Here is a 22,070-nt window from a genome sequence, read left to right on the forward strand (position 1 = left end):
GTGGGGGATATTTTTAGTTTATTGGTACCCTAATCCTAAAAGGACGTTTAAAAAGATGAAAAATAACCATAAAAAATACATCCATTTTCCTAACAAAATTATCCTGTTAGGGTTTGGTAGCATTGGACAGGCTGTCTTGCCTTTATTGTTGAGACATTTGGAGTTATCGGCTTCACAAATCCTGATCATGACTAAAGAGTTCACTGAAGAACCCGATGTTTCTCAATACGGAATAAATATAGAAGAAGTCTATATCACGAAAGAAAATTACATGGATGTTCTTGAAAATAAATTGGACAAGGAAGATTTTTTATTAAATTTATCCGTTGATATTTCAAGTGTAGATTTAATTAAATTTTGCCAAAGAAAAGGCGCTTTGTATTTAGATGCGAGTACTGAGCCATGGGAAGGTGGATATGTGGATAGAACCTTACCCAGCGCATCACGCTCAAATTATGCATTGCGAGAAGAAGTTCTTAAGCTCAAACCACATCATTCTCCTACAGCCGTTTTAACGCATGGGGCGAATCCTGGTCTGGTTTCTCATTTCGTCAAACAAGCTCTATGGAACATAGCAAAAGATAATCAACTGAATATAGAACATCCTGAAACTTCTTCAGAATGGGCAAAACTTGCCAAATCACTCGATATTAAAGCTATTCATATTGCCGAGCGTGACACTCAGATAAGCCATAAAAACAAATCTTTTGGCGAATTTGTAAATACATGGTCCGTAGAAGGATTTATCTCCGAAGCTGGACAACCGGCTGAGTTGAGTTGGGGAAGTCATGAACGTCACTGGCCTGAAGATGCTTCCCACCATACCACAGGTTCTCAGAGCGCAATTTATTTAGAACGTCCTGGTGCGAGTGTAAAAGTACGATCCTGGACTCCTACATATGGTCCTTATCATGGATTTTTGATAACCCATGCAGAAGCGATTTCTATCGGAAGTTATTTAACCCTGAACGATAAAGAATACTATCGACCCACAGTACATTATGCTTATTCTCCCTGCCCCGATGCCATTTTATCATTAGACGAGTTCCAAGGTAGCGAGTGGTATGAACAAAAAAATAAACGCCTTCTTTTTGACGAGATTACAGAAGGAGTTGATGAACTTGGTGTTTTGCTAATGGGGCATGCAAAAGGTGCCTATTGGTATGGTTCAACCTTATCTGTTCATGAAGCTCGCGAATTAGTTCCTTACAATAATGCCACAAGTCTACAGGTGGCTGCTGGTATTCTGGCAGGACTGATTTGGGCCATAAAAAATCCGAATCAAGGTATTGTTGAACCAGAGGAGATGGATTACCAATTTATTTTAGACATTGCTCTTCCTTATCTTGGGGAAGTCGGAGGCTACTACACTGACTGGACGCCGCTTAAGGAGAGAGAACGATTATTTAAGGAAAGATTAGACTCAACGGACCCGTGGCAATTTATTAATATTCGAGTGAATTGATTCAATTCATCACGTTTCCTGGCTAAAACAGAGCATTTTGAATAATTGCTTTATTATGTCGTACTGATGTATTTTACGCAGGGTAAAATCATACTTTGCCCAAATAAAACCAAATTGCCGTCATTGCTTCACTTCGTTCGCAATGACGTCTTATTGTTTATGCTTTAAGTGGTATGATTTTGACCTGTGTATTTTACGAGATCTTGTATAAAAGTTTGCTTTTGTGGGATAATATTCGTTTACTTGACAGTGTGAATTTTTCCCGAGTACGAATCACCGCGGCTTGACCGCGATGTCCACCACCAGTATATTTATCAAAATCCAATGTTATCCAAGACTTTGATAAATAGGATTGGCTTTTTTATGGATCAACTATGTCTTAACCGTTTTTTAAATTTAATTAATCTATCATCATGCACAAAATAATCCCGAATTAAAATCTCTTATTCTGGCATTTGCAATAACAATGATTTTTCGCATTAAAGCAGTTAAAGCTACCATCTTTTTCTTTCCGGAAGAAATTAACTGATTGTAGAAAGATTTTAAGCTAGAATTTGAATTTCTTGCAGCCATGGCAGCTAAGAATAATATGGGCTTAATTCCACATCTGCCATAACCAATACACCGATAACCGCTAAACTGCCCGCTATCATTTGCCTTTGGTGCAAGGCCAGCAAGCGAAGCAATTTTACGTCGCGTTAAGGAACCTAATTCTGGTAATAAGACAAGAAGCTCATTAGCAATGATATCCCCTATGCCGGGAATAGTTTTTAGAATAGCTTTTTTTTCTCTTAACACAGAGTCAGCCTCTATCAAGGTATTTATTTCATCTGTAATGGTCTTGATTTGATTATTAAGCACCTCGAGCATTGCATTACAGCTCGCTTTGATGATGTCCGCGCGAGGAGCTTTTAATCTATTCTTTTCTGCAACAAGCATTTGTTTTAAATCATTACGACGCTGCACCAACTCAAATAAGGCAAGGGCTTTTGTTGATTGAGGAGTAAATAGTTCTAGTCGTTGTGCTCGCTCATACCCATATAAAGCCAATGAGAGGGCATCCAGTTTATCCGTCTTTGCCTCATTGCCATAAGATTGAATAAATCGTTTGACCTTACGTGTATTAGCTCGATGTACTGCAAACCCTGACTCACACAAAGTGAGCAATAATTGCATCTCATAACCGCCTGTCGTTTCTAATACAGTTAAAGCATATTTTAATTTACTCTTGAAATCGTTTATAAACGCTTTAATACCTGTCGGATTATTTTCATATTCGTATATCTTTTTTGAGCCATACATCGCTACAACAAAAGAAATTTTTCCAATATCGATACCAATATAATTACTGTATAATGACATGCGCGCCTCGAAATTTTATTGTTTAGGATTGTAAGCGGACGTTCTTTAATCAGAGTCCTTTCAACTATTCAAACGTTTCGAGAGCAGGGCTAGAGTACCTTGATCCAGACGGTTGTTAAAACCTATTCCGCGACGGTCGCTCACGCCCGTGCCCTTTATTTTTACAATAAGGGGCTACTCTCTTAATGGCCATTATATAATTTTTTGTAACTTACAATCCCGTGGTCAAACATGAGGATTCGTAAATTTTCCACAAAATCGAGCGTTCAGCGACCTAAAAAATATGAATATTTTTTAGGTCGAACTCACGTTGTTTAATCTATTCTGCTGCCTTGAGCAACTTATCTAACTGAGGCTGGATTTGAACAAACTTCATCGTTTTCTCGCTCTATTATGGAATATGGATCCCGGATATATTCAATTAAAGCGAGCCACAAAAACTGTCGTTGCCATTATAATCAGTTTATGGATTACCTCTGATCATTCCAGAAATGCGATGCTTGTTGCCGCTATTGGCAGCGGCATTTCTATGCAGGGTATTATAGCCAAAGCCTTCTGGCAAAGAATTGGACAGCTAATACTCTTTGATGTCTGTTATTTTTTTGCATTTATTTTAGGTCTTTTAGTTAAAAACTCACCGCATTTAACAGCCTTGACGTTAGTGTTTTTAGGATTCACCGTCAATTACATTCGAAAGTTCAACCTTCAAAAAAGCATTGCCCCTATGATGTTCTGGTTACTGTGTTTTTTTGCCACCATTCTACCCTTTTCCCATTCGATGCAGCATTGGGAAGTTCTACAGGGTCTAATCATTGGATTGGCTGTATCAGCACTGGTTTTTTTACTGGTTTTTCCTGAAAACTATTGTCGTCTTTTTATTCTCAATGCCAATCGTATTTTTGAAAGTCTGGCCATCGGTTTATCTGATTTGAGGGAGCAGTTAATACGGAAAACAGCCCCAAGGAATTTTGAAAACACGCTGGCATTTCAACAGAAAGAACTACTTACACATCTTTTGGAATCCAATCAGGCCATCATTGATAATTTGAACGTTGACGATAAATCTCCAATGAATCAATCATTCCTGCATCAATACACTTTAATAAGTGCTTACGAAATTATTCTTGATGCATATCAAAGCATTTGGTCTGAAAAAAAAGCATTGCCGCGCTATCTACTTATTGCTTTCTCGATCATTAATAAAAATTTTGCCAAAGTATGTCAATCGACCAGGATGAAGAAGGATTATTGCATTCATATCAAACATCCTTTGTTCTCTCTTGAAAAATGGACAGACAAAGTCAATATATCGCCATTAAAAGATCCGAATCTCATTATGTTACTATTACATCTGAAACTGGGGTTTCATTTATTGAACAAGCAATTAACTAAATTATTATTGCAAAAACATGAAACTTAGAAGCACCACCAAAATGGCGTTGCAGGCAGCACTGGCCATCCTTATCAGTGAAATCATCAGCCTCTCTTTTCATATGGAACGTGGATACTGGACAACACTGACCGCCATGGCGGTGACCACCCAGACATGGGCTGAAAACGTCAAGCGTTCTTATGAACGTGTTATTATGACTATATTTGGTGGAGTGGTCGGTACAGCTCTATATTTAATTCTTCCTCCTAATGAAACATTGATCATCAGTATGCTCTTGGTCTTTGTTTTCTTCACCGTCTATTTAATTCAGATTTATCATCTTTTGGGAATATTTTCTTTGACCTGTTTTGTCGTGTTTCTTTTTGCATTTATTGGAAACTGGACGTTTCAGTTATTGATTGCCCGCATTTTTGATACCTTATTAGGCGTGCTTATTGCTTTATTTGTAAGTGCCTGCATTCTGCCAGTAAAAACCGATGTGCCGAATTTATTTCTCCGGTTTTATGAAAAAATAAAAAACACTTTAATCATCGTCTTTAAATACACAGAAGAAAAAAATAGACAAATAGCAGGCAGTCAGCGTTTGATACTGGATTTTCACAGCATTAAAAAAAATGCGCGTGCCATATATTATGAGCTCATGTTAAGAGGAGGAAATCAAAAAAAATTTTTAACCTTATTGAAGCAGACAGCAAGCTGCACCCAATGCACAATTGCTCTTATCGAATCCTACCAATGGTTATCCTTTTATTTGTCGGAGCAAGAAAAAAAGCGGATTCTCACGGCCATCAATACGACTCATCACAACCTAGATGCTCTTATTAAATATTTGAAAAACGAAGGGCATGAAAAGATATCGCCGCCTGATAGTCTACGGGAAGTGGTTCATCGAACGATTCTTGAGCATCCGGAAAAATTTGCCTCTCTAGACAGTACAGCATTAGGATTTTTTAATTTAATGTATTTTATCATTCAATTGAATGAGGATTTATATCAAACCTATATGGCTTTAACATCCAAATAAGCTTTGCAAAAGTGGAAATAACATATACTTAAAGATACTATATGGCAAAAAGCACAATATCAAACCAGATAGATCAAATAAAAAACAAAAAAAATGGGCGCATTCAAAATAATATCGAATATCAATACGGCAGATAGAGACAGCATCAAGGATAGAAAAATAGCCTGGCGGCTAAAAAACATTGGTGTTAAAATATCAAATTTTACACATGAAAACGCCTGGCATGCAAAAAAATTACCATCAATTTGAACAACGCAAACAGGATCATATCACTCTTGCTTTAATGCAGGCGAATCAATCCAGTGAATTCAATTTCCTCGATCAAGTTTCCTTACAGCATGAGGCTCTGCCCGATTTGAATTTTGATGACATTGATATCTCAACGAAACGTTTTGGTCAAGTTGTATTGACTCCTTTTCTTGTAAGCTCTATGACAGCGGGCCATCAACATGCCGTTAATATTAACCGTAATCTGATAAATGCTTGTGCACAATCTGGTTGGGTGATGGGTGTGGGCTCGCAGCGGCGGGAAATTACCGATAAGCAAGCTGCCTCAGAATGGATGAATCTTCGTCTCGACTACCCTGATGTCTGTTTATTCAGTAACTTAGGTATCGCCCAGTTGATCACTACTCCTTTGGCAGATATTCATCGTTTAACGGATGCTCTGCACGCACAAGGTTTAATTATTCATTGCAATGCTTTACAGGAATGTATTCAGCCGGAAGGCACACCTCAATTCCGCGGTTCCTGGAAAGCTCTGGAACAACTGGTCAGCAAGCTTCACCTGCCGGTGATCATCAAGGAAACAGGATGTGGGTTTTCGCAAAAAACACTTCAGCGACTTAATGATATCGGTGTATCTGCGGTAGATATCAGCGGGCTTGGTGGGACACATTGGGGACGTATTGAAGGTCATCGCGCAGGTGAAGATGATAAAAGACGAAAAGCAGCTATTTCCTTTGCGAACTGGGGCATTGATACCGTCTCAAGTGTCATATACGCTTCCGAAATTACTCCAACCTTTGAAATTTGGGGCTCCGGCGGTGTGAGAAATGGACTGGATGCTGCAAAGTTAATAGGTTTAGGAGCTTCCACAATCGGATTTGCGAAACCCATGCTGGAAGCGGCTTTAAAAAGCTCAGAAGATGTCATCAAATTAATGACTTCCATTGAATATGAACTAAAAGTCGCCATGTTTTGCACCGGTAGTCTGACCTTAAATCATTTAAAGGAGAAAGTCTGTTTATGATTCATAATGCCTCTGAGCTTTTTCATGGTTTTTCCCGATTATCCAGAGAAGAACGTTTTGAGCGTTTAATCAACATGGGAGCTCTAAGCCTAGATGATGTGAATTACCTATCATCCAATGGCATAAAAGACATGAATCTTGCTGAAAAACTCATTGAAAATGTCATTGGATATTTTCAACTCCCTTTAGGCGTTGCCACCAATTTTCGCATTGACGGCGAGGATTATGTGATTCCACTTGCGGTGGAAGAAACCTCCATCATTGCCGCCCTATCCAAAAGTGCCAAATGGATTCGTCAAAAAGGTGAAATTTGCACCTGGATCACAGGAGAAGGAATTCTTGGCCAAATACAGCTTTCCGAAGTTAAGGACTTTGAAACATTCTCCGCTATCTTTGCCCAAAATAAAACCTTCCTTATTGAAAAAGCCAATGAAGACGTTGCATTTAATATGGTTAAACGCGGAGGTGGTGTCATGGATTTGCAGCTTCGTCAGGTTAAAAAACCGGATGGCTCAAACATGGCAGTTATCCATCTTATCATGAACAGTTGTGATGCCATGGGGGCAAATATCATCAATCAAGTGCTGGAATACTTAAAAAATCCCATTGAACATTTAAGTGGTGAAAAAGTCACCATGTGTATTCTTTCAAACCTGAATGATCAAAAATTAACAACAGCAAAAGTTACTCTTCACCATGTAGAACCAGAGTTAGGTAAGCGCATCGAAGATGCCTCAATTTTTGCCGAGACAGATCCTTATCGTGCAGCAACTCACAACAAAGGGGTCATGAATGGTATTGATCCGGTCTTGATTGCCACAGGAAATGACTGGCGGGCAGTCGAAGCCGGGGTACATGCCTACGCTGCTCACGAAGGTCACTATAAAGCCATCACACGCTGGCGCTATGAGAATCATGTTCTGACAGGTGAATTAACAGCCCCACTTATTGTGGGTACAGTTGGAGGAGTAACTTCTTTACACCCTACCGCAAAAATGGCTTTGAGAATGATGGGTGTTGAATCCGCCAATCAGCTTTCCCGTGTGGTTGCCGCTGTAGGACTTGTTCAGAATCTTGGAGCACTAAGGGCTCTATGTACAGAAGGAATTATTCAAGGCCATATGAAACTTCATATTGACAATTTGCTATTGGTTGCAGGAGCGAATGAGCAGGAAATGCCTTTATTAAAACAACATCTACAGGACTGTCTGACCATCAATAAAAGAGTCAGTGTCAATCATGCTCAAGACTTGCTGGCTGAAATTCGCCGAGTTCAATCCACCTTATGAAATGGCAGATTCCGGCCAAGACTTTTTTATTGGGGGAATACGCAGCCATTGCCGGTGAGTCTGCCATTCTTCTGACCACCTCGCCCTGTTTTGAACTCATCCTCAAGCAAGATCCCTATCCATCCGATAACATTCACCCACAGTCTCCCGCAGGACTTTGGCTGCAAAAAACACTTTCAGATAAAAAAAACCATTTACACTGGAATGATCCATACTCCTTAAAAGGTGGTTTAGGCGCCTCCAGTGCCCAATTTGTGGCTGGCTATCTGGCCACTTGCTTCCTACAACAATACAAACCTCATATTGATAATCTGCTAAAGTCATATCATCAAATGGCCTGGAATGGCCAAGGCTTACGGCCAAGCGGTTATGATGTGATAGCACAAAGTCAGCAAAAATGTGTTTACATTCACCAAAACAAAAAGCACATGGAGATCATGCCCTGGCCTTTTAGAGATATTGGCTTTTTGCTGGTTCATACAGGATATAAATTAGCCACTCACCATCATTTACAGAAAAAAAATACCCTTCCAGAAAATCTCTCCATTTTGTCTGAGATTGTAGAAGAAGGCAAAACAGCGTTTGACCATGAAGACAGTCAACTATTAATCCATGCAGTTAACAGTTATCATCAACAACTGTCTGTATTTGATTTTATCACTCCCCACAGCCTTACGTTGATCAACACCATCAAACAGGAAAAACGTGTATTAGCTGTAAAAGGCTGTGGCGCTATGGGAGCCGATGTTCTTTTGATCATAAGTCATATCTTTGATTTACAATCCATTTCAGAATACGTCACGACTTTGGGATTAACCCCCTTTGCTTGTCATCTTGATTTATATCAACAAAGTGGCATTTTTGAGACGTTTTAATTTAAAACAAATTGAATATTTATGAAAAATAATCACAAAAAACACTTGAAAAATTAGCTTAATAAGGTATGATTTCAGCCTCTTTGGGGCCGTTAGCTCAGGTGGTAGAGCAGGAGGCTTTTAACCTCTGTGTCATAGGTTCGAATCCTATACGGCCCACCATTTAGAGATGATCCTCTCTAAAATAAAATTTTGAATATTAATTTCTTGGGCCGTTAGCTCAGGTGGTAGAGCAGGAGGCTTTTAACCTCTGTGTCATAGGTTCGAATCCTATACGGCCCACCATTAGACGCTCCAAAAAACTCTTTAAATGATATGATCAACAAACGCGCTCGTAGCTCAGCTGGATAGAGTACTTGGCTTCGAACCAAGGTGTCGGGGGTTCGAGTCCCTCCGAGCGCGCCATTTAAATCAAGCACTTAGCTCTAGTTTGTGACCAAAAAACCAAGTTACTGTGACCAAAACGTGTCTAAACACGTTCAGCCGCAGCTCGCAGGTGTGCACTTGAAAGATGTGCATAACGCAACACCATTTCATAATTAGACCACCCGCCGAGTTGCTGTAACTCATGTAAGGGTGTACCATTTTGCACATGCCAGCTTGCCCAGGTATGGCGTAAGTCATGCCAGCGAAAATTATCGATTCCTGCGCGTTTCAATGCTTTTGCCATGCATGATTATTACAGCGAGTTACGGGATTACCATTATATGTAAATACATAGGTCGGATTTTTCCCGATCTGGGCTTTTAAAATTGAGATCGCTTGTTTGTTCAATGGAACAGGGATGGGGCGTTTAGATTTGGATTCGTCAGCATGAATGAGCGCATGCTTTTTATCTAAGTCTATTTCGCTCCATTTTAATTTTGTTACATTGGACTCGCGAAGACCGGTGGCTAAAGTGAAAGAAGCCATGTCCTTTAAATGGGGCGGCAATTCTTTCAAAAGCCGGTTTGCTTCTTGTTTGGACAACCAACGGATCCGTTTGTTCTCAATTTTTCGCATTCGAATAATGGGCGTTTTATCCAGCCAGCCCCACTCCTTATGAGCACGGTTTAAAATAGCTCGGATAAGTTCCAAAATTCGGTTAACAGTCGTCAGAGAAACATTCTCTGCTTCCTTTTTTTTGGCAATGAACTCAATTAAATCTCTGTCGATGTCAGAAAGTTTTTTTGACCGCAAATATGAATCTAGCCATGCTAAGTGATATTTATCTGTTACAAGACTGCGCTTGTGGGTTGATTCATCTATCCACCGCAACACGGCATCCATCCAAGTTTTGCTAGGCAAAGATTTCATTTTATCCGCTTGCCATAATTCATGTTTCAGTTGATCATGCAACCGGTGTGCATCCTCCTTTATTTCAGTCCCAGTACTTTTGCGTACTCTTTTTCCTTGGTGACGGATATCAATCCACCATACTCCATCTCTTTTGTAGAGTGCCATTTTATTCTCCCATGGTCACCCTGCGAAGCGTCGTGGCTAGAGTACTTGCTTCTGATGTGCATCACAAGATCTTGCTCAAGAAAAACCCAACTACGACCAATCTTAACTCCAGGGATTTGTTTACTTGCTGCCATTCGGCGAACAGTTTCTTTATGTGCACCAAGAAATTCAGCAGCTTGTTGAATGTTGAGTGTTTTCATGCTTAATTCCTTTTGCAAAATGTCTCAAATCAGTTCCTTGTTTGGCATTCAATTCAAGAATCATTTGATATAACTGCACAAGATGCTTTTCGGATGAGGAAAAATTTGGTGGTATTTCATCACCGAGATAAATGGTGCGAATATTCTTGATAGTTGCATTTGATAAGACCGCTATGTTTTTTAAGTCGTAGCCTGTAGAGTCAACAATATATTGAATAATTCCTTGGTAAATTTGTAGTTTAGAACGACTGGTCATTTGTAAGCTCCTTGATCCATTATTTTTTCCTGATTAATCAACATTCTCTATTACTCTGAATAAGAATTTTTTATTTTGTAATAACAATTACCTCATGATATATTGAGCAAAATTATTCGTTTTATAAAGTGATTATCTAATATAAAGAATAAAATTATTCGATTAAATGTAAAATATCCTCGAACATAGGATGAATGTCAAGTTTTATTGAATAAATTTATTCTAAATACGGATTGCCAATGACTCAATCAACATTAAGCCATAACTTACAACAACTCATGCGAATTCACGGCAATTTATCTGTTAGTGAGTTAGCGAGGTTAACTAACATACCCCAGCCTACCGTCCATCATTTGCTGTCAGGAGCGACCAAAAATCCTAGAAAAAAAGCGTTGGAGGCTTTATCGAATTTTTTCTCTGTCTCAATTGAACAATTAATTGGAGAGGTTCAATTACCTAAGGTAATTCCCGAAAATATCAAAGAAGATTTACAACTACGAACAATCCCTATTATAGAATGGGAGATATTAAGACATTGGCCTCAGATAAAAACCTCATATCACCCTACCAGAGAAATATTCCTAGATAAAATATTAGCCCCTGATTCTTTTGCGTTAGTTATACAAGACGCATCTATGGAGCCGTTATTTCCTTCCAATGCACTTTTAATTTTTGATATAGAAAAAAAACCACAGGATAGGGATTTTGTAATTGTCTATATCAATAAAAGTGATAGTGTCTTATTTAATCGACTATTTACTGAAAATAATGTGCTTTATCTTAAGCAAAATTTAGAGAATGGTGATGTTAAGCTGACTAAGCTTGATGAGAATACTGACAGAATCATTGGCACGCTTATCGAGGCGAGAATTCAGTATTGATTGAAAATTTCTTGTCGGTTTTATTCTCATTTAAGCTGAGCATAAATGGATTAAAATTAGTATGTATATCGTAATGATCGACATTTTCAACTTTCTTTAAATATTTCACCAGTAGCCAGGCAGGAAAAACCATGATGAGGGCAGAACACATTTTCCAAAAATAACCACAAAACATCATCCATCCAAGATGATGCCCGGTCATTTTTCCAGAGTAATTTAATATGTCCACGATAATAGTCAGTAAAGCCTGGCCGAAAGCTGTTGAAAACAGGCTTCTCAAAATAAAAAACTTTCCTTTCAAAAATATTTTCCATTTGGCAAGCAGATATACATTCGCCAGTTCTCCGACCAGCAAACCAGCAAGCCCTGCTCCAACATATCGAATAGTGGGATCAAACACTATCTGATAAGCTTCAACATGATTAAAAAATTGTGGGGCTGGTAAATGTGATACAGCAATCACAATAAGTGAAAAAATAAACTCTGCCAATACCCCTATCCATATAAATAATCTAGGATAGGCATAGCCATATACTTCGCCGACAATATCACAAATACAAAAAGTGATTGGAAAAACAAATATTCCTCCAGGTTCTAGCATAGGCCCAATCTGCATGATCCTATTTGCCAGACATACTGTGGACAACAAAAAAGTTAAATATAAGCCTAAGAAAAAATAAGGATATTTATATTGTTTCTGGCGCGATATAGTCTCTAAAACAGGAGTACCCAAAACAAGATTCCTCTTAATCCCTGTGGTGGATCATCTGATATTCCCTGGTTGTTTCTCGAATTCCGGCCATATATCCAATTCTATTGGCTTCTACTGGGTCAAATTTTGCAATTAAATCTTTATTCATTGAAAGTTCAGTGGGAGATTTTTTAAAAGTATCCCTGTTTTTTCTTGATTTAATTTCAAGAAGGTACTCATCAACCTGATTGGTCATCTTTTGGACAACGATTGAGTAATCTGGTTTTAAACGTTCGACTGTCGCAATATAAGTTAAAGTTCGGACTGTTTTCTTGTCCAACGCTTCAATAAATGTATTATCTACTACAATTTCACTAATGTTTTTTTCTATGATATGCCTTTCAGCTAGCTTAACGACTGCTTTCGTAAATCCTGTTTTTTTGCATTCATAAATATCGACCACTTCATAGTGAGGTTTTGTTGACATCTCAACCATGAATTCCTTAAACATTAAAAAAATCCAATTAAACCAATTCAATTTTTCGCTTATCATCCTTGTCTCACTTTAGTCCAATTGCACCAACGCTTTCTTTACCGTATTCAGGTAATAATAAATCTTCAGGGAATTGCCCTAATCGATTGATGTATTCAGCACGTTCAATTTTAAACCCTGCTTTTTCTAAACTGCGCTCAAGCACTTCCTTGGTTATCCAATGAACAAATTTAGGTAATGAAGATGACCTTCCACTACTTTCATACTCACTAGGATTAGTAATTTCACCAGGCCATTCCATCCCTTTTTCAATTCTTTTATGAAATTCAGGAATAAATTTCTGCCAGTTTTTTAAATAAGGCGTCTCGCACACAATGTATATTTTTCCACCAGGAGATAATAATTTTCCCAACAATGCCAATGATTCATTAATTTTCGTTCCTGTAAAAAAATGAAGTACTCGACAAATCAAAATAGCATCGAAAAAGCTTTCAGGAAGCCCAATCAATTCATGAGGGAGCTCGCCTGGAATCAAGACAAGCTGGTTAGTATCACCTGTGATAGATTCAGTTTGTTTCTCATTACTTTCTTCTAGGAAACGATTTCGAACTACTGCAAGATTTTCTGGACGAATATCATTACAATAAACCGTAGCTTCTTTTGCAATGGCTTCTAAAGTCGCACTACCAAAGGCTGCACCAATTTCAAGTACTTGACCTCCGTTTTTTGCTGAGCGTTCTGCATGGTGAATAAATTCTTGAGAAAAAGGGTCACATGCAGTAGTGGTAAACCCGCCAAAAGGATTATACGTTTTAGTAAAAAAACCCGTGGTTTCTCTATTTTTTGGTGTTTCTACCCTTGAAATACTTTTGGGATCAACGAATACATTATTTTCCCTATCCAATACAGTTTCCTGCTCTTTCCCAATAAACCAGGGTGCAATAAATTCTGATTTTTCTTCTTGGAGTTGCTCAAAATATTGCTTTGTTTGATCAATTTTTTTCTTATAAGAAAGAAGAAAAGTAAGTGTGGGAGACCCAAAATGTTGTTGCCATCTTTGCGCTTTGATTTCACTTAATACTTGTTTGAAGGAAGAAGAATGATCTAAATGCTGATAATACCCTTCAAATAAAATAGATGCGCTTGTCATACGAAGCGATGGGTCTATTTCTTCCTTTAAGACAATTTCATCTAATATATTAAGAAAAGTTTGGTTGGTTTTTGATTCAACGACAGTACGATCATTAAAATCCTGAAAAGCTTCTTTAATAAGCTGATAAAACTTTACAACATCCATTACTTTACTTCCATTTACTACATCCAAAGACCATACGAATATAATGCACTGTAACCAAAATTTCAATAATTTTATTCATTACATTTGGGGCAGTAATTAATTAACTTCATCATTTTCTCAAAGGTGTCTAAAGAGATAAGATATGCTGCTGTATTATGATATATATATTTATGGTATTTATTGGCTTTCTAATAATGTGCCTCAACTTGCCAGATTAATTAACAAGCCTAAGGCTCTGCACTGAATTTTTCTGGTAATGTGTACAATTCGCCAAAATTTATCTCATGCTCTCTGATTCACTTTACTATACTTAGAATAAGAACGACCTGGCTACAGTTATCGAAAGTATGCACTCATCAGATAGAGAAACAAGTTCAAATAAATTAAAGAAATTTTTTCAAAAATTGGTAGGAAGAAACTCATCTACTTCTGTAATACTTGAGAGTCTTAATTCATCGTCTTCTTACCATCAAAGTCAAGGTCAAAGACAAGATTATCAAGTAAAAATTACAAAAAAAGAAAATATCTCAACTGATGGAGTAGAGAAAAAAAACGTTTTGACCGCAAATATGGGGGCTTCTGTTTACCTCCAAAATGATGATGATATACTGCACACTTATTATCTAGCTTCTTGTTACGGAATTATAGTTATAGGTGAACGAGAAGATGGAACGAAGATTGCAGGCATTAACCATTGGATTGGAGATGAGGTGCGAGCTGCAGACCAAGTCTCAAAATTAAAAACGGGATTAATTGCAAGAGGTGCTCAAAATTCTAGCTTTAAATGCTTCGCAATCGGTGGGCATACAAAAAGTCCAGATGTAACAAAAGAAATTAATGAATTGGTAGAAGATGGAACACTTGAAAATGCAATATGTGATCTAAGTAAAAATCCTGGAGAAAGCACGAGATTAATCGTCACCCGGAACCGCGCAAATGAAATCTTAATAGACTATTCAGTCCATCAATTTGAGCCCCAACATACAATTAGCCATCCACATCCCCAAGGATTCTCTAAAAAATAAGCATGAGAGAAACGGTTATTGGAATACTTTGCTGTTCGTCTTTGAGATTAAGTAGGGGGGGATACCAGGTATAGCACGTTCAATAATCATCCATCCTTCTTCAGGAGCGGTACTGTAATGTTAATTTATGCGTATTTGCCAGGCTGCAATTGGAATTCAAAAATCAGCGAGCAGAAGCCTGCTTCTTCCAATGACTGTCCTTGTTATTTCAATTACAGCATTTTCGCACATAGGAAAAAACCAAATGTTGTTTCACCATTCCAGTTTTGTTTTTTCAAATCGTGTTAATGGTCAGTATTATAGGATTAACCATATCCTCTTTTTCAATAGACTGATTCTCTTTGCTCTCCCACTTACCACAAGGATAATTGCTCGCCGCAAGGCAGGGGTACGAAGCGCTATGCGATTCGCACCCGTTATCCAAGTCAGGACACTCCAAATTTATCAAGGATAAACATTCGGCGCACTTCGTGCGTCCTTGACAAGCTGAGAGCGACTGGTTGCATTTTTTGGCAAAATCAACTTTCTTAATGCCTTTTTCGTCAAGGTAGTTTTTGATCTGCCATGCGAGAACTCGTTTTAATACTTCAGCACTGGATTCGGTAAAAATATTTCCTTCTTCAAGAAAAGCATCAAAAGAACTGCCACTATATACCTACCCAGGATTACCTTCGAAAGAGATCAATGATTCATTCATACACGACCATTTGGGTGCATCTTTTACACATAAGTTAGTTTTAGGCGCATAATTGGATGAATCAATTAACGAGCCTGCATACACAATGAGCAAATGCGACCAGTGTTCAGGTTTTGCAAATAAATTGGCGCCGCATTCCGGGCAAAAACCATGTTGTTTAAGAAGTCCGCTATCCCCTATGGATGTATACCATTTTATCTCACCTTCCAGTGTAACCGCATCATGTTCAAAGGCGAGATACACAATGTGATCCGACCCTGATTTAATTTGACAGGACTTACAGTAACAACATCCAACAGCTTTTGGTTCAGCATGCAACTTGTACTGAACTTTTTTACATAAGCATTGACCATCTATGGGCGAGGACATCAACCCTCCCTTTTTTATAAAGTTACAGACATTATCGAGCATGTGAAAGAATATAAGGGTTCGGATAGCCTTCAATTTTAGCGACTCTCCGCGCCCATTCTTTTTCCCAATCGCCTGGCGGGTGCTCTTTGTTCCATACCTCAAAAAGCTTTCTTTGCGCCTTGCTTAATCGTACGTGGTATTTTTCTGCCATAAACAAATTGGCTCTGGCTACAAGCCCCTTCACGCGCGCAGGCGGCTCTGCTTTCCTTAAACTTCGATCGGCAGTGAAATCACAACCATAGGTTAAGTGTTTATGGCTTAAAGGTGAATAGCGATAATTAGAGCGCAGCTGATTAATCACTCCTACAGCTGGCCAAAGGTTATAAAGTTCAGCTTCGGCTTTTCGAAAGTCAGCATCCACCTTCTCACAGCATGGACGCCCTTTATATGGTTTGCCGTGTTTGCTGCATATCGGCTCACGCCAGCATTTAAAATGCCGTCCAAAATGTTCAGCGGGCATCATGTGTTCCCATTCCATACGGTGTGCCCTTTTGATAATGGATGCTTTTTGCATATGACAGCCCGCCAAATCCACCTGCTTTTTAGCATTGTACTTACAGCCGCAATATAAGGTTTCGCGTTTATCATTGAAGATTTGAGCGGCTATTTTTTTGGCTTGCGGGAAATTAGCAGGAGCCTTAGCGTAAGCCACTGTGACCATGCAAAGGATAATGAGAAGTCTTGAAGTAAAGCTCATTTTTTATTCATTTTCATTAAGGGGTGCTAACGGTATCACATATTTTTCAAAAAACAATCAACCGTTAAACCAAACGACAAGCGCTACTCCAATGCATGGTGTCTTAAAAAAAATTTTTTTATTCAAGATAGTTTGATTTTACATGCACTTAATGATGCCCTGCCCTTTTTTGCGCAAAATCCCTGTTTACAAAAAAAGCAACGCTGACTATGATTTGATAAATGTACGATTATCAAATGAGGCATCACATGACCCATCAAAGCAAAGCTCATGGCGGTAAACGAGAGGGTGCGGGCAGGCCCAGAGGAAGTAACGTCTATGGTGAGCCCACCAAGCCCCTTCGTATTCCTGTATCCCGTCTTGACGACGTTAAGGCTTTTCTCGCATCGGGGCAAGGTATGGAGTTACCGCTTTATTCAAGCACCGTTCGTGCCGGCTTCCCCTCTCCTGCGGACGATTACATTGAATGCAGGCTCGATTTAAACCAGCATTTAATCAAACATCCGGCCGCCACCTTTTTTGTGAGAGCCTCTGGTGATTCCATGAACCATGCGGGCATTCAATCCGGTGACATGCTCGTGGTTGACCGAAGCTTAGAGGCCATACACGGTAAAATCGTCATTGCCGCCATTGATGGAGAGCTGACCGTTAAACGGCTCTTTAAAAAAGAAGGCCAGGTCAAACTTTTGGCTGAAAACCCAAATTATTCGCCCATTGATATCACCGAAAATTACTAAGAAGTTGCTAACGAATTTTAAAGACGGCTCCGATGCCTAAAACCCTTATTTTATAAGGGCTAAAGGGGTAAATCAGGACAAACCAGTGCTATCTGGATAAAACCCCTTATAGCGTTAATAGAAACGTTAAATGTCAACCTACTTTTTTGCCACTCGGTTTCCGACTGGTTGTTTTTTGCTGGCACGGATCATTCATTTTAAAGCGATTTCAGCTTTTGCGTCCTCATCGGCATTGATTGAATCGCGGTATAAACGGATTCAGTAATGCATATTGTTAAAAAAACAAACCTGTTCATGTTATAGTTTGCTTTTTATTATCAGAGCCGTCTAAAAACCACTCTTTTCATACAACCATCAGGAGTCCCTCGAGATGCCAAGCTACGGAAAAGAAGAAGTCGCAAACCATTTAAGTGAAACTTACACAGTAAAGCAACACAAGTCCGAACAAATCCGACAGGAAAGAGACACACTGATGCAAGGTAGGATTTTTTCAGGACTGAAGCCTGATGAACAATTCCAATTCTGCCGGTTGAATAAAGCGCTCATGGGAAGCTATTGGGACTGCTTTGAATGCGCAAGAGAGGGTGGAGACTATAAGACTGCAGCTGAAAATTTTGCGCTGGCTTTTGCAATGGGCTTTGAGAAAGCCTTTGACTTATATAAGAAAAAAAACAGCACACACACACCATTGGAAGAAAAATTAATTCCTTCCCCTTATTCCGCCGAGAATTTTTATACGGGGCTGCGCTATCAGCTGGGCTTGGGTCTGCCTAAAAATCATGAAGAAGCCGTGCGCTGGTACAGGATAGCTGCAGAACAAGGAAATGCTTTCGCGCAAAACCATCTGGGGTTAGTCTATGACCATGGCATTGGCGTCAAGCAAGATACAAAAGAAGCGGTACGCTGGTACAAAATGGCGGCAAAGCAAGGAAATGCTGCTGCTCAAAATGATCTGGGGTATTCCTATGAACATGGCATAGGTGTCGACAAAAACGAGAAAGAAGCGGTACGCTGGTATAGAATGGCGGCGGCGCAAGGAAATGCCGATGCACAAAACAATCTTGGGTATTCCTATGAACATGGCATAGGTGTCGACAAAGACGAGAAAGAAGCGGTACGTTGGTACAGAATGGCGGCGGCACAAGGAAATGCCAATGCACAAAACAATCTGGGGTTTGCCTATAGTTATGGCATGGGTGTCAAGCAAGATGCAGAAGAAGCCGTGCGCTGGTACAGGAGGGCGGCAAAACAAGGAGATGTCTCTGCCCAAAACAATCTGGGGCACTTCTATGACCATGGCATAGGAGTCAAGCAAGATGCAGAAGAAGCCGTACGCTGGTACAGAATGGCGGCAGAACAAGGAAATGCTACCGCACAAAACAATCTGGGGTTTGCCTATGAATATGGTGAAGGTATTGACAAAGACGAGAAAGAAGCAGTGCGCTGGTATAGAATGGCGGCAGAACAAGGAAATGCTACCGCGCTTGATAACCTTAAAAGAATAGGAACCCCTCTGGCTTTATATACCAGCGCTCTGGTTGAGAAAAATAGCACTGAAATCATACATTTAGCCCTGAAACACGATGAACTTCATTTCCAACTTTTTGAAAAAGATTTTGTGGGTATTGTGAGTCGGGAGGAAGATCAAAAAGCAATGAGCTCTACACTCATCGCCTTGCAGGAAACAGTCAGGCCGCTCAACAAAAATCCTAATTTGCTCCTTATCAATGCCCTTCTTGCTCTGAGCAAGAACATTGAGAAAGGCCTTATCGAACGCAATGAAAACATAGCTGTACTAATGACAGACTTGCTTCAAATCACCAGCTTTGCTGATGCTGACGCAGGTCAAATTAAACCATTGATGCATCTGTTATGTGACTTTTATTATGAAGATAATACACAAGATATCCTTGAGTCTCTAATCACTCTATGGCATCGAGCGCAAGCTCTTAAAGTCCCGATATCGGATTTCGGCTTGAACAAACTGTTTGCGAGCATTGTAATTAAACGCTATTTTACAAACGGTGAGTACAGCTTGACGCTTGACGCCCACATCACTGATGCTCTGATGCATGCCCTAGTATTTGCTTATCAGGCAAAACCAGGTCTTTCTGCTGATGGACTCAATACACTGCTCGGGGAAAACCTGCTCACCGTATCAAAAGAAAATCTCAATCAATCCAAAGGTTTGCTGGCGTGGATGGGTAAATCGCCTGCTGTGAAACAAGAAGAAGCCACTCATTATATCGCAAGCGTCTCGCCTTAAGTTAAAACCCAAGAAACTATCATCGAATATTGACAGAACAATCATGGCTGTTGTTTGAGCCGTTATATCGATTCCACCGTTAAAATCAAAAACAAATATTTGATAATTATCAAGAATTGGTTTACCCTGTCCCCCGTCTTTCAACAAGCTTGCTTCCAAAGGAAAAAGTAAAGCAAAGAAAAGGACAGTTTTATTAGCTCAAAATTCTATACTAAAAAATTATTTTAACGATGAAGGCAATATTTTTAGTAAGTTTTTTTGCAATGTAACTTAGACAAATGATTTGTTTTGCACTACTTGGCAGGGAAGAATCTTTTATAATCTAGTGTTCAGGAGGTATCATGCCAAAAACATTCTTTTCTCACAGGCCCACTGAAGAAGGATATGAAGTCGTTAGAAAAAGGGTAGAGAAAGAGCTTGAAGCCGTTAGAAAGCAAATGAAATGCACAAAAGAAGAAAGAATGCTTTACTCACAAGAAAGCAACTCGGGTGATAGTGCTGACAGGGCTGGATGCTTCATGGCACTTGAGCAGTTGAGGGCAAGAGAAGGTGAATTAGAAAAATCAGAAGCCAAACTTGAAGCCGAACTTATCGAACTTCTGAAAGAAGGCAAAGAAGCTAGCCAAAAGAACGATTTTTTTATATAAACCCCTGCAGAGATATTAGGGAGTGCTTTTACTCAAAAATCATCGCTGTATCGTTCCTGTGTTCGTTTTACATTAAACGACAAAGTGATGAATTATTGGCAGTAGCCGCGATTTGGGAAGATTGGCCGGGTAAGAAGGGTGAGTATATTAAATCCTGTTGCTTGGCTACCCCAATGGGAATAAAAAATGAAATCAAGTCTGTTTTTCTCCAATATTTCTGATATAGTATTTCTGCTTCCTGCAGAACTAAAATCTTTAACTCTTGTGGATAAGTTTATTTATTAATCACCCTGATTTTCACTGATTTGCCGAGACCATTTCAAAAACATCAGAGCCAGCGAGACTTAGAGAGTCATTTTAAAAATGACTATCCTTTCCACAAAAAATGTACTCCTAACGAATAACGGCAAGGCACTCATTTAGTGGAATTATTTTGACAATCTGCTGTTTTTATTCATACAATGCCCCGCGTTACAAGCATAAGCTTGTATGAAACTCCTTAATTGAGGTATTCATGAAACAAGCACACTTTACTACTTCATCAAACCCCAACCATTTCTTTCCTCAAGAGTCGCAACTTACCATGTCTAAAGTATGCGATGCATTATCAGCACATTTTATGGATAACCATGCCAAGCTAGCTCAATATCGTCTGGAACACATTGAACATATCATCCTTTATAAAAATGGTTATTTAACTTTATTAACGCGTAATAAAGACAATAATTATAAAGAAGAGCAGTCTTTCGCAACGGCTGCATTACAAGAACGCTATAAACTGGTTAAAGCGATATCACACTTGTCTGTTTCTATCGTTGAAATGGTTAACATGTATCTCGAAAAGAAGATAGGACGAGATAAATTAATGGATCTCTTGCGCTCGTTATCCAAAGATGCATCCAATATTCATTCTTTTTTAGATAAAAAAAACAAAACAATAGACCAAAAATCTCTTCAACTTACTCGTGAATTTTTATCTAAAGTGCTCAATTGCCAAGCGGATTTTCCAACAGATGAAGCTCTTTTGTGCTCACTAAAAAATTACCTCGGGAAAATTAAAGGTCTTAATGAGCAACATGCGAAAGAAGCAGCGGCCTTGCAATTAAATTCACTTCGCGACATCATGCAAAAGTGGCTTAACATGGAATCGTTTCATTTGAATACAAGCCGAATCTTGATTGTAGGTACACACGGGCCTCGAAAAAATCTGATTGAAATGCAATTTTTCAAAAAATTATTGTCCGATAATCAATTAACATCAAAAGCGGATGATTTACTTGTTTATATTGAAATGCTGCCTCGCCAAATTTCAAAGGTAACCACGGATGAAGTAATTCATGACTTCCTTGCTCCACATGAAGCGAACAAGAAGGTTGCTGATTCACTTTTAAGCGATGAAAGGGCTATGTTTAAAGATGTTTTAGCGCCTTATGGCAAAGAAGTTCTGCAAGCAATGCCATTATCGCATTCAACGAAAAGTGAATGCCCATTTTATCGACGCAGCTAGATGGATTTCATTTCGTCATACCAAAGAACACTAAACCATCCCCAATTGATGCTATTGGTGTCTGAACTGCGTTGCTCGTCATATATGGACCCTGCCGGCTTGCAAGAGGCAATTCAATTTATCCAGCAAAATAAAGATAAAGATGCAGTCATATATACGGCT

Annotated in this window: 20 protein-coding genes, 3 tRNA genes and 1 pseudogene; 15 read left to right on the forward strand and 9 right to left on the reverse strand. The window is 39.1% G+C overall.

The features are described 5' to 3' along the window. Positions 1 to 55 precede the first annotated feature (55 nt). Positions 56 to 1,465: a homospermidine synthase gene (locus tag E4T55_RS03340; RefSeq protein WP_058500614.1), complete on the forward strand. Its 1,410-nt coding sequence runs from the start codon at positions 56 to 58 to the stop codon at positions 1,463 to 1,465. A gap of 411 nt (positions 1,466 to 1,876) precedes the next feature. On the opposite strand, the gene E4T55_RS03345 is transcribed toward E4T55_RS03340, so the two are convergent. Then, positions 1,877 to 2,827 carry an IS110 family RNA-guided transposase gene (locus E4T55_RS03345; RefSeq protein WP_115325220.1) on the reverse strand — a complete coding sequence of 317 codons (951 nt, stop codon included), beginning with the start codon at positions 2,825 to 2,827 and terminating at the stop codon, positions 1,877 to 1,879. A gap of 361 nt (positions 2,828 to 3,188) precedes the next feature. Here E4T55_RS03345 and E4T55_RS03350 point away from each other — a divergent pair, with 361 nt between their 5' ends. The 8 genes from E4T55_RS03350 (at position 3,189) to E4T55_RS03385 (ending at position 9,065) form a co-directional block, all read left to right on the forward strand. Next, positions 3,189 to 4,247 carry an aromatic acid exporter family protein gene (locus E4T55_RS03350; RefSeq protein ID WP_131780753.1) on the forward strand — a complete coding sequence of 353 codons (1,059 nt, stop codon included), beginning with the start codon at positions 3,189 to 3,191 and terminating at the stop codon, positions 4,245 to 4,247. After that, entirely contained in the window at positions 4,237 to 5,244 is a 1,008-nt protein-coding gene (locus tag E4T55_RS03355; protein WP_058500760.1) for an FUSC family protein, read from the forward strand. The genes E4T55_RS03350 and E4T55_RS03355 overlap by 11 nt, the downstream gene beginning before the upstream one ends. 223 nt (positions 5,245 to 5,467) lie before the next feature. Beyond that, positions 5,468 to 6,496, forward strand: coding sequence for a type 2 isopentenyl-diphosphate Delta-isomerase (gene fni, locus E4T55_RS03360; RefSeq protein ID WP_058500772.1), 1,029 nt, complete (start codon positions 5,468 to 5,470; stop codon positions 6,494 to 6,496). Continuing rightward, the gene (locus tag E4T55_RS03365) at positions 6,493 to 7,785 is read left to right on the forward strand and encodes a hydroxymethylglutaryl-CoA reductase, degradative (protein WP_058500761.1); all 1,293 of its coding nucleotides are present in this window, start codon (positions 6,493 to 6,495) and stop codon (positions 7,783 to 7,785) included. The genes fni and E4T55_RS03365 overlap by 4 nt, the downstream gene beginning before the upstream one ends. Continuing rightward, positions 7,782 to 8,660 carry a mevalonate kinase family protein gene (locus tag E4T55_RS03370; RefSeq protein WP_058500762.1) on the forward strand — a complete coding sequence of 293 codons (879 nt, stop codon included), beginning with the start codon at positions 7,782 to 7,784 and terminating at the stop codon, positions 8,658 to 8,660. Before E4T55_RS03365 ends, E4T55_RS03370 begins: the two co-directional genes overlap by 4 nt. An 86-nt stretch (positions 8,661 to 8,746) precedes the next feature. Beyond that, positions 8,747 to 8,822, forward strand: a tRNA-Lys gene (locus tag E4T55_RS03375). Positions 8,823 to 8,869: 47 nt separating this feature from the next. Next, positions 8,870 to 8,945: transfer RNA gene (locus tag E4T55_RS03380), tRNA-Lys, on the forward strand. Positions 8,946 to 8,988: 43 nt separating this feature from the next. After that, positions 8,989 to 9,065: transfer RNA gene (locus E4T55_RS03385), tRNA-Arg, on the forward strand. A gap of 64 nt (positions 9,066 to 9,129) precedes the next feature. Here E4T55_RS03385 and E4T55_RS15520 read toward each other — a convergent pair. The 3 genes and pseudogenes from E4T55_RS15520 to E4T55_RS03400 form a co-directional block, all read right to left on the reverse strand. Further along, positions 9,130 to 10,103, reverse strand: a pseudogene (locus E4T55_RS15520) (tyrosine-type recombinase/integrase). Beyond that, positions 10,016 to 10,303 (reverse strand): helix-turn-helix domain-containing protein, encoded by a 288-nt coding sequence (locus tag E4T55_RS03395; protein WP_058500763.1) that lies wholly within the window; start codon positions 10,301 to 10,303, stop codon positions 10,016 to 10,018. Before E4T55_RS03395 ends, E4T55_RS15520 begins: the two are co-directional and overlap by 88 nt. Next, positions 10,272 to 10,559 (reverse strand): hypothetical protein, encoded by a 288-nt coding sequence (locus tag E4T55_RS03400; RefSeq protein ID WP_058500764.1) that lies wholly within the window; start codon positions 10,557 to 10,559, stop codon positions 10,272 to 10,274. The genes E4T55_RS03395 and E4T55_RS03400 overlap by 32 nt, the downstream gene beginning before the upstream one ends. A gap of 239 nt (positions 10,560 to 10,798) precedes the next feature. Between E4T55_RS03400 and E4T55_RS03405 the strand changes: the two genes are divergently transcribed. Beyond that, positions 10,799 to 11,440 (forward strand): LexA family protein, encoded by a 642-nt coding sequence (locus E4T55_RS03405; protein WP_058500765.1) that lies wholly within the window; start codon positions 10,799 to 10,801, stop codon positions 11,438 to 11,440. Here the strand turns inward: E4T55_RS03405 and E4T55_RS03410 are convergent. The 3 genes from E4T55_RS03410 to E4T55_RS03420 form a co-directional block, all read right to left on the reverse strand. Further along, positions 11,415 to 12,041: a queuosine precursor transporter gene (locus E4T55_RS03410; protein ID WP_238583406.1), complete on the reverse strand. Its 627-nt coding sequence runs from the start codon at positions 12,039 to 12,041 to the stop codon at positions 11,415 to 11,417. The genes E4T55_RS03405 and E4T55_RS03410 overlap by 26 nt on opposite strands. Before the next feature lie 145 nt (positions 12,042 to 12,186). After that, entirely contained in the window at positions 12,187 to 12,684 is a 498-nt protein-coding gene (locus E4T55_RS03415; RefSeq protein WP_223168312.1) for a hypothetical protein, read from the reverse strand. A gap of 7 nt (positions 12,685 to 12,691) precedes the next feature. Then, positions 12,692 to 13,921, reverse strand: a complete 1,230-nt coding sequence (locus tag E4T55_RS03420) for a class I SAM-dependent methyltransferase (RefSeq protein WP_058500767.1) — start codon at positions 13,919 to 13,921, stop codon at positions 12,692 to 12,694. Positions 13,922 to 14,268: 347 nt separating this feature from the next. Here E4T55_RS03420 and E4T55_RS03425 point away from each other — a divergent pair, with 347 nt between their 5' ends. Next, the gene (locus E4T55_RS03425; RefSeq protein WP_058500768.1) at positions 14,269 to 14,946 is read left to right on the forward strand and encodes a hypothetical protein; all 678 of its coding nucleotides are present in this window, start codon (positions 14,269 to 14,271) and stop codon (positions 14,944 to 14,946) included. A gap of 655 nt (positions 14,947 to 15,601) precedes the next feature. Here the strand turns inward: E4T55_RS03425 and E4T55_RS03430 are convergent. Both E4T55_RS03430 and E4T55_RS03435 read right to left on the reverse strand, forming a co-directional pair. Then, positions 15,602 to 16,012: a GFA family protein gene (locus tag E4T55_RS03430; RefSeq protein ID WP_058500770.1), complete on the reverse strand. Its 411-nt coding sequence runs from the start codon at positions 16,010 to 16,012 to the stop codon at positions 15,602 to 15,604. Positions 16,013 to 16,043: 31 nt separating this feature from the next. Continuing rightward, the gene (locus E4T55_RS03435; RefSeq protein WP_058500771.1) at positions 16,044 to 16,751 is read right to left on the reverse strand and encodes an endonuclease; all 708 of its coding nucleotides are present in this window, start codon (positions 16,749 to 16,751) and stop codon (positions 16,044 to 16,046) included. Positions 16,752 to 16,999: 248 nt separating this feature from the next. On the opposite strand from E4T55_RS03435, the gene E4T55_RS03440 reads away from it, so the two are divergent. From E4T55_RS03440 to E4T55_RS03455, 4 genes are all read left to right on the forward strand, one after another. Continuing rightward, entirely contained in the window at positions 17,000 to 17,488 is a 489-nt protein-coding gene (locus tag E4T55_RS03440; RefSeq protein WP_115325266.1) for a LexA family protein, read from the forward strand. A gap of 370 nt (positions 17,489 to 17,858) precedes the next feature. Continuing rightward, positions 17,859 to 19,754, forward strand: a complete 1,896-nt coding sequence (locus tag E4T55_RS15525) for an SEL1-like repeat protein (protein WP_058502434.1) — start codon at positions 17,859 to 17,861, stop codon at positions 19,752 to 19,754. A 341-nt stretch (positions 19,755 to 20,095) separates the two neighbouring features. After that, a complete protein-coding gene (locus E4T55_RS03450; RefSeq protein ID WP_058502433.1) occupies positions 20,096 to 20,401 on the forward strand; it encodes a hypothetical protein in 306 nt (101 codons plus the stop codon). Between the two features lie 514 nt (positions 20,402 to 20,915). After that, entirely contained in the window at positions 20,916 to 21,908 is a 993-nt protein-coding gene (locus tag E4T55_RS03455; RefSeq protein ID WP_115325267.1) for a hypothetical protein, read from the forward strand. The last annotated feature ends 162 nt before the right edge of the window (positions 21,909 to 22,070 follow it).

Source organism: Legionella israelensis (assembly GCF_004571175.1).
GTDB classification, from domain to species: Bacteria; Pseudomonadota; Gammaproteobacteria; order Legionellales; family Legionellaceae; genus Legionella_D; species Legionella_D israelensis.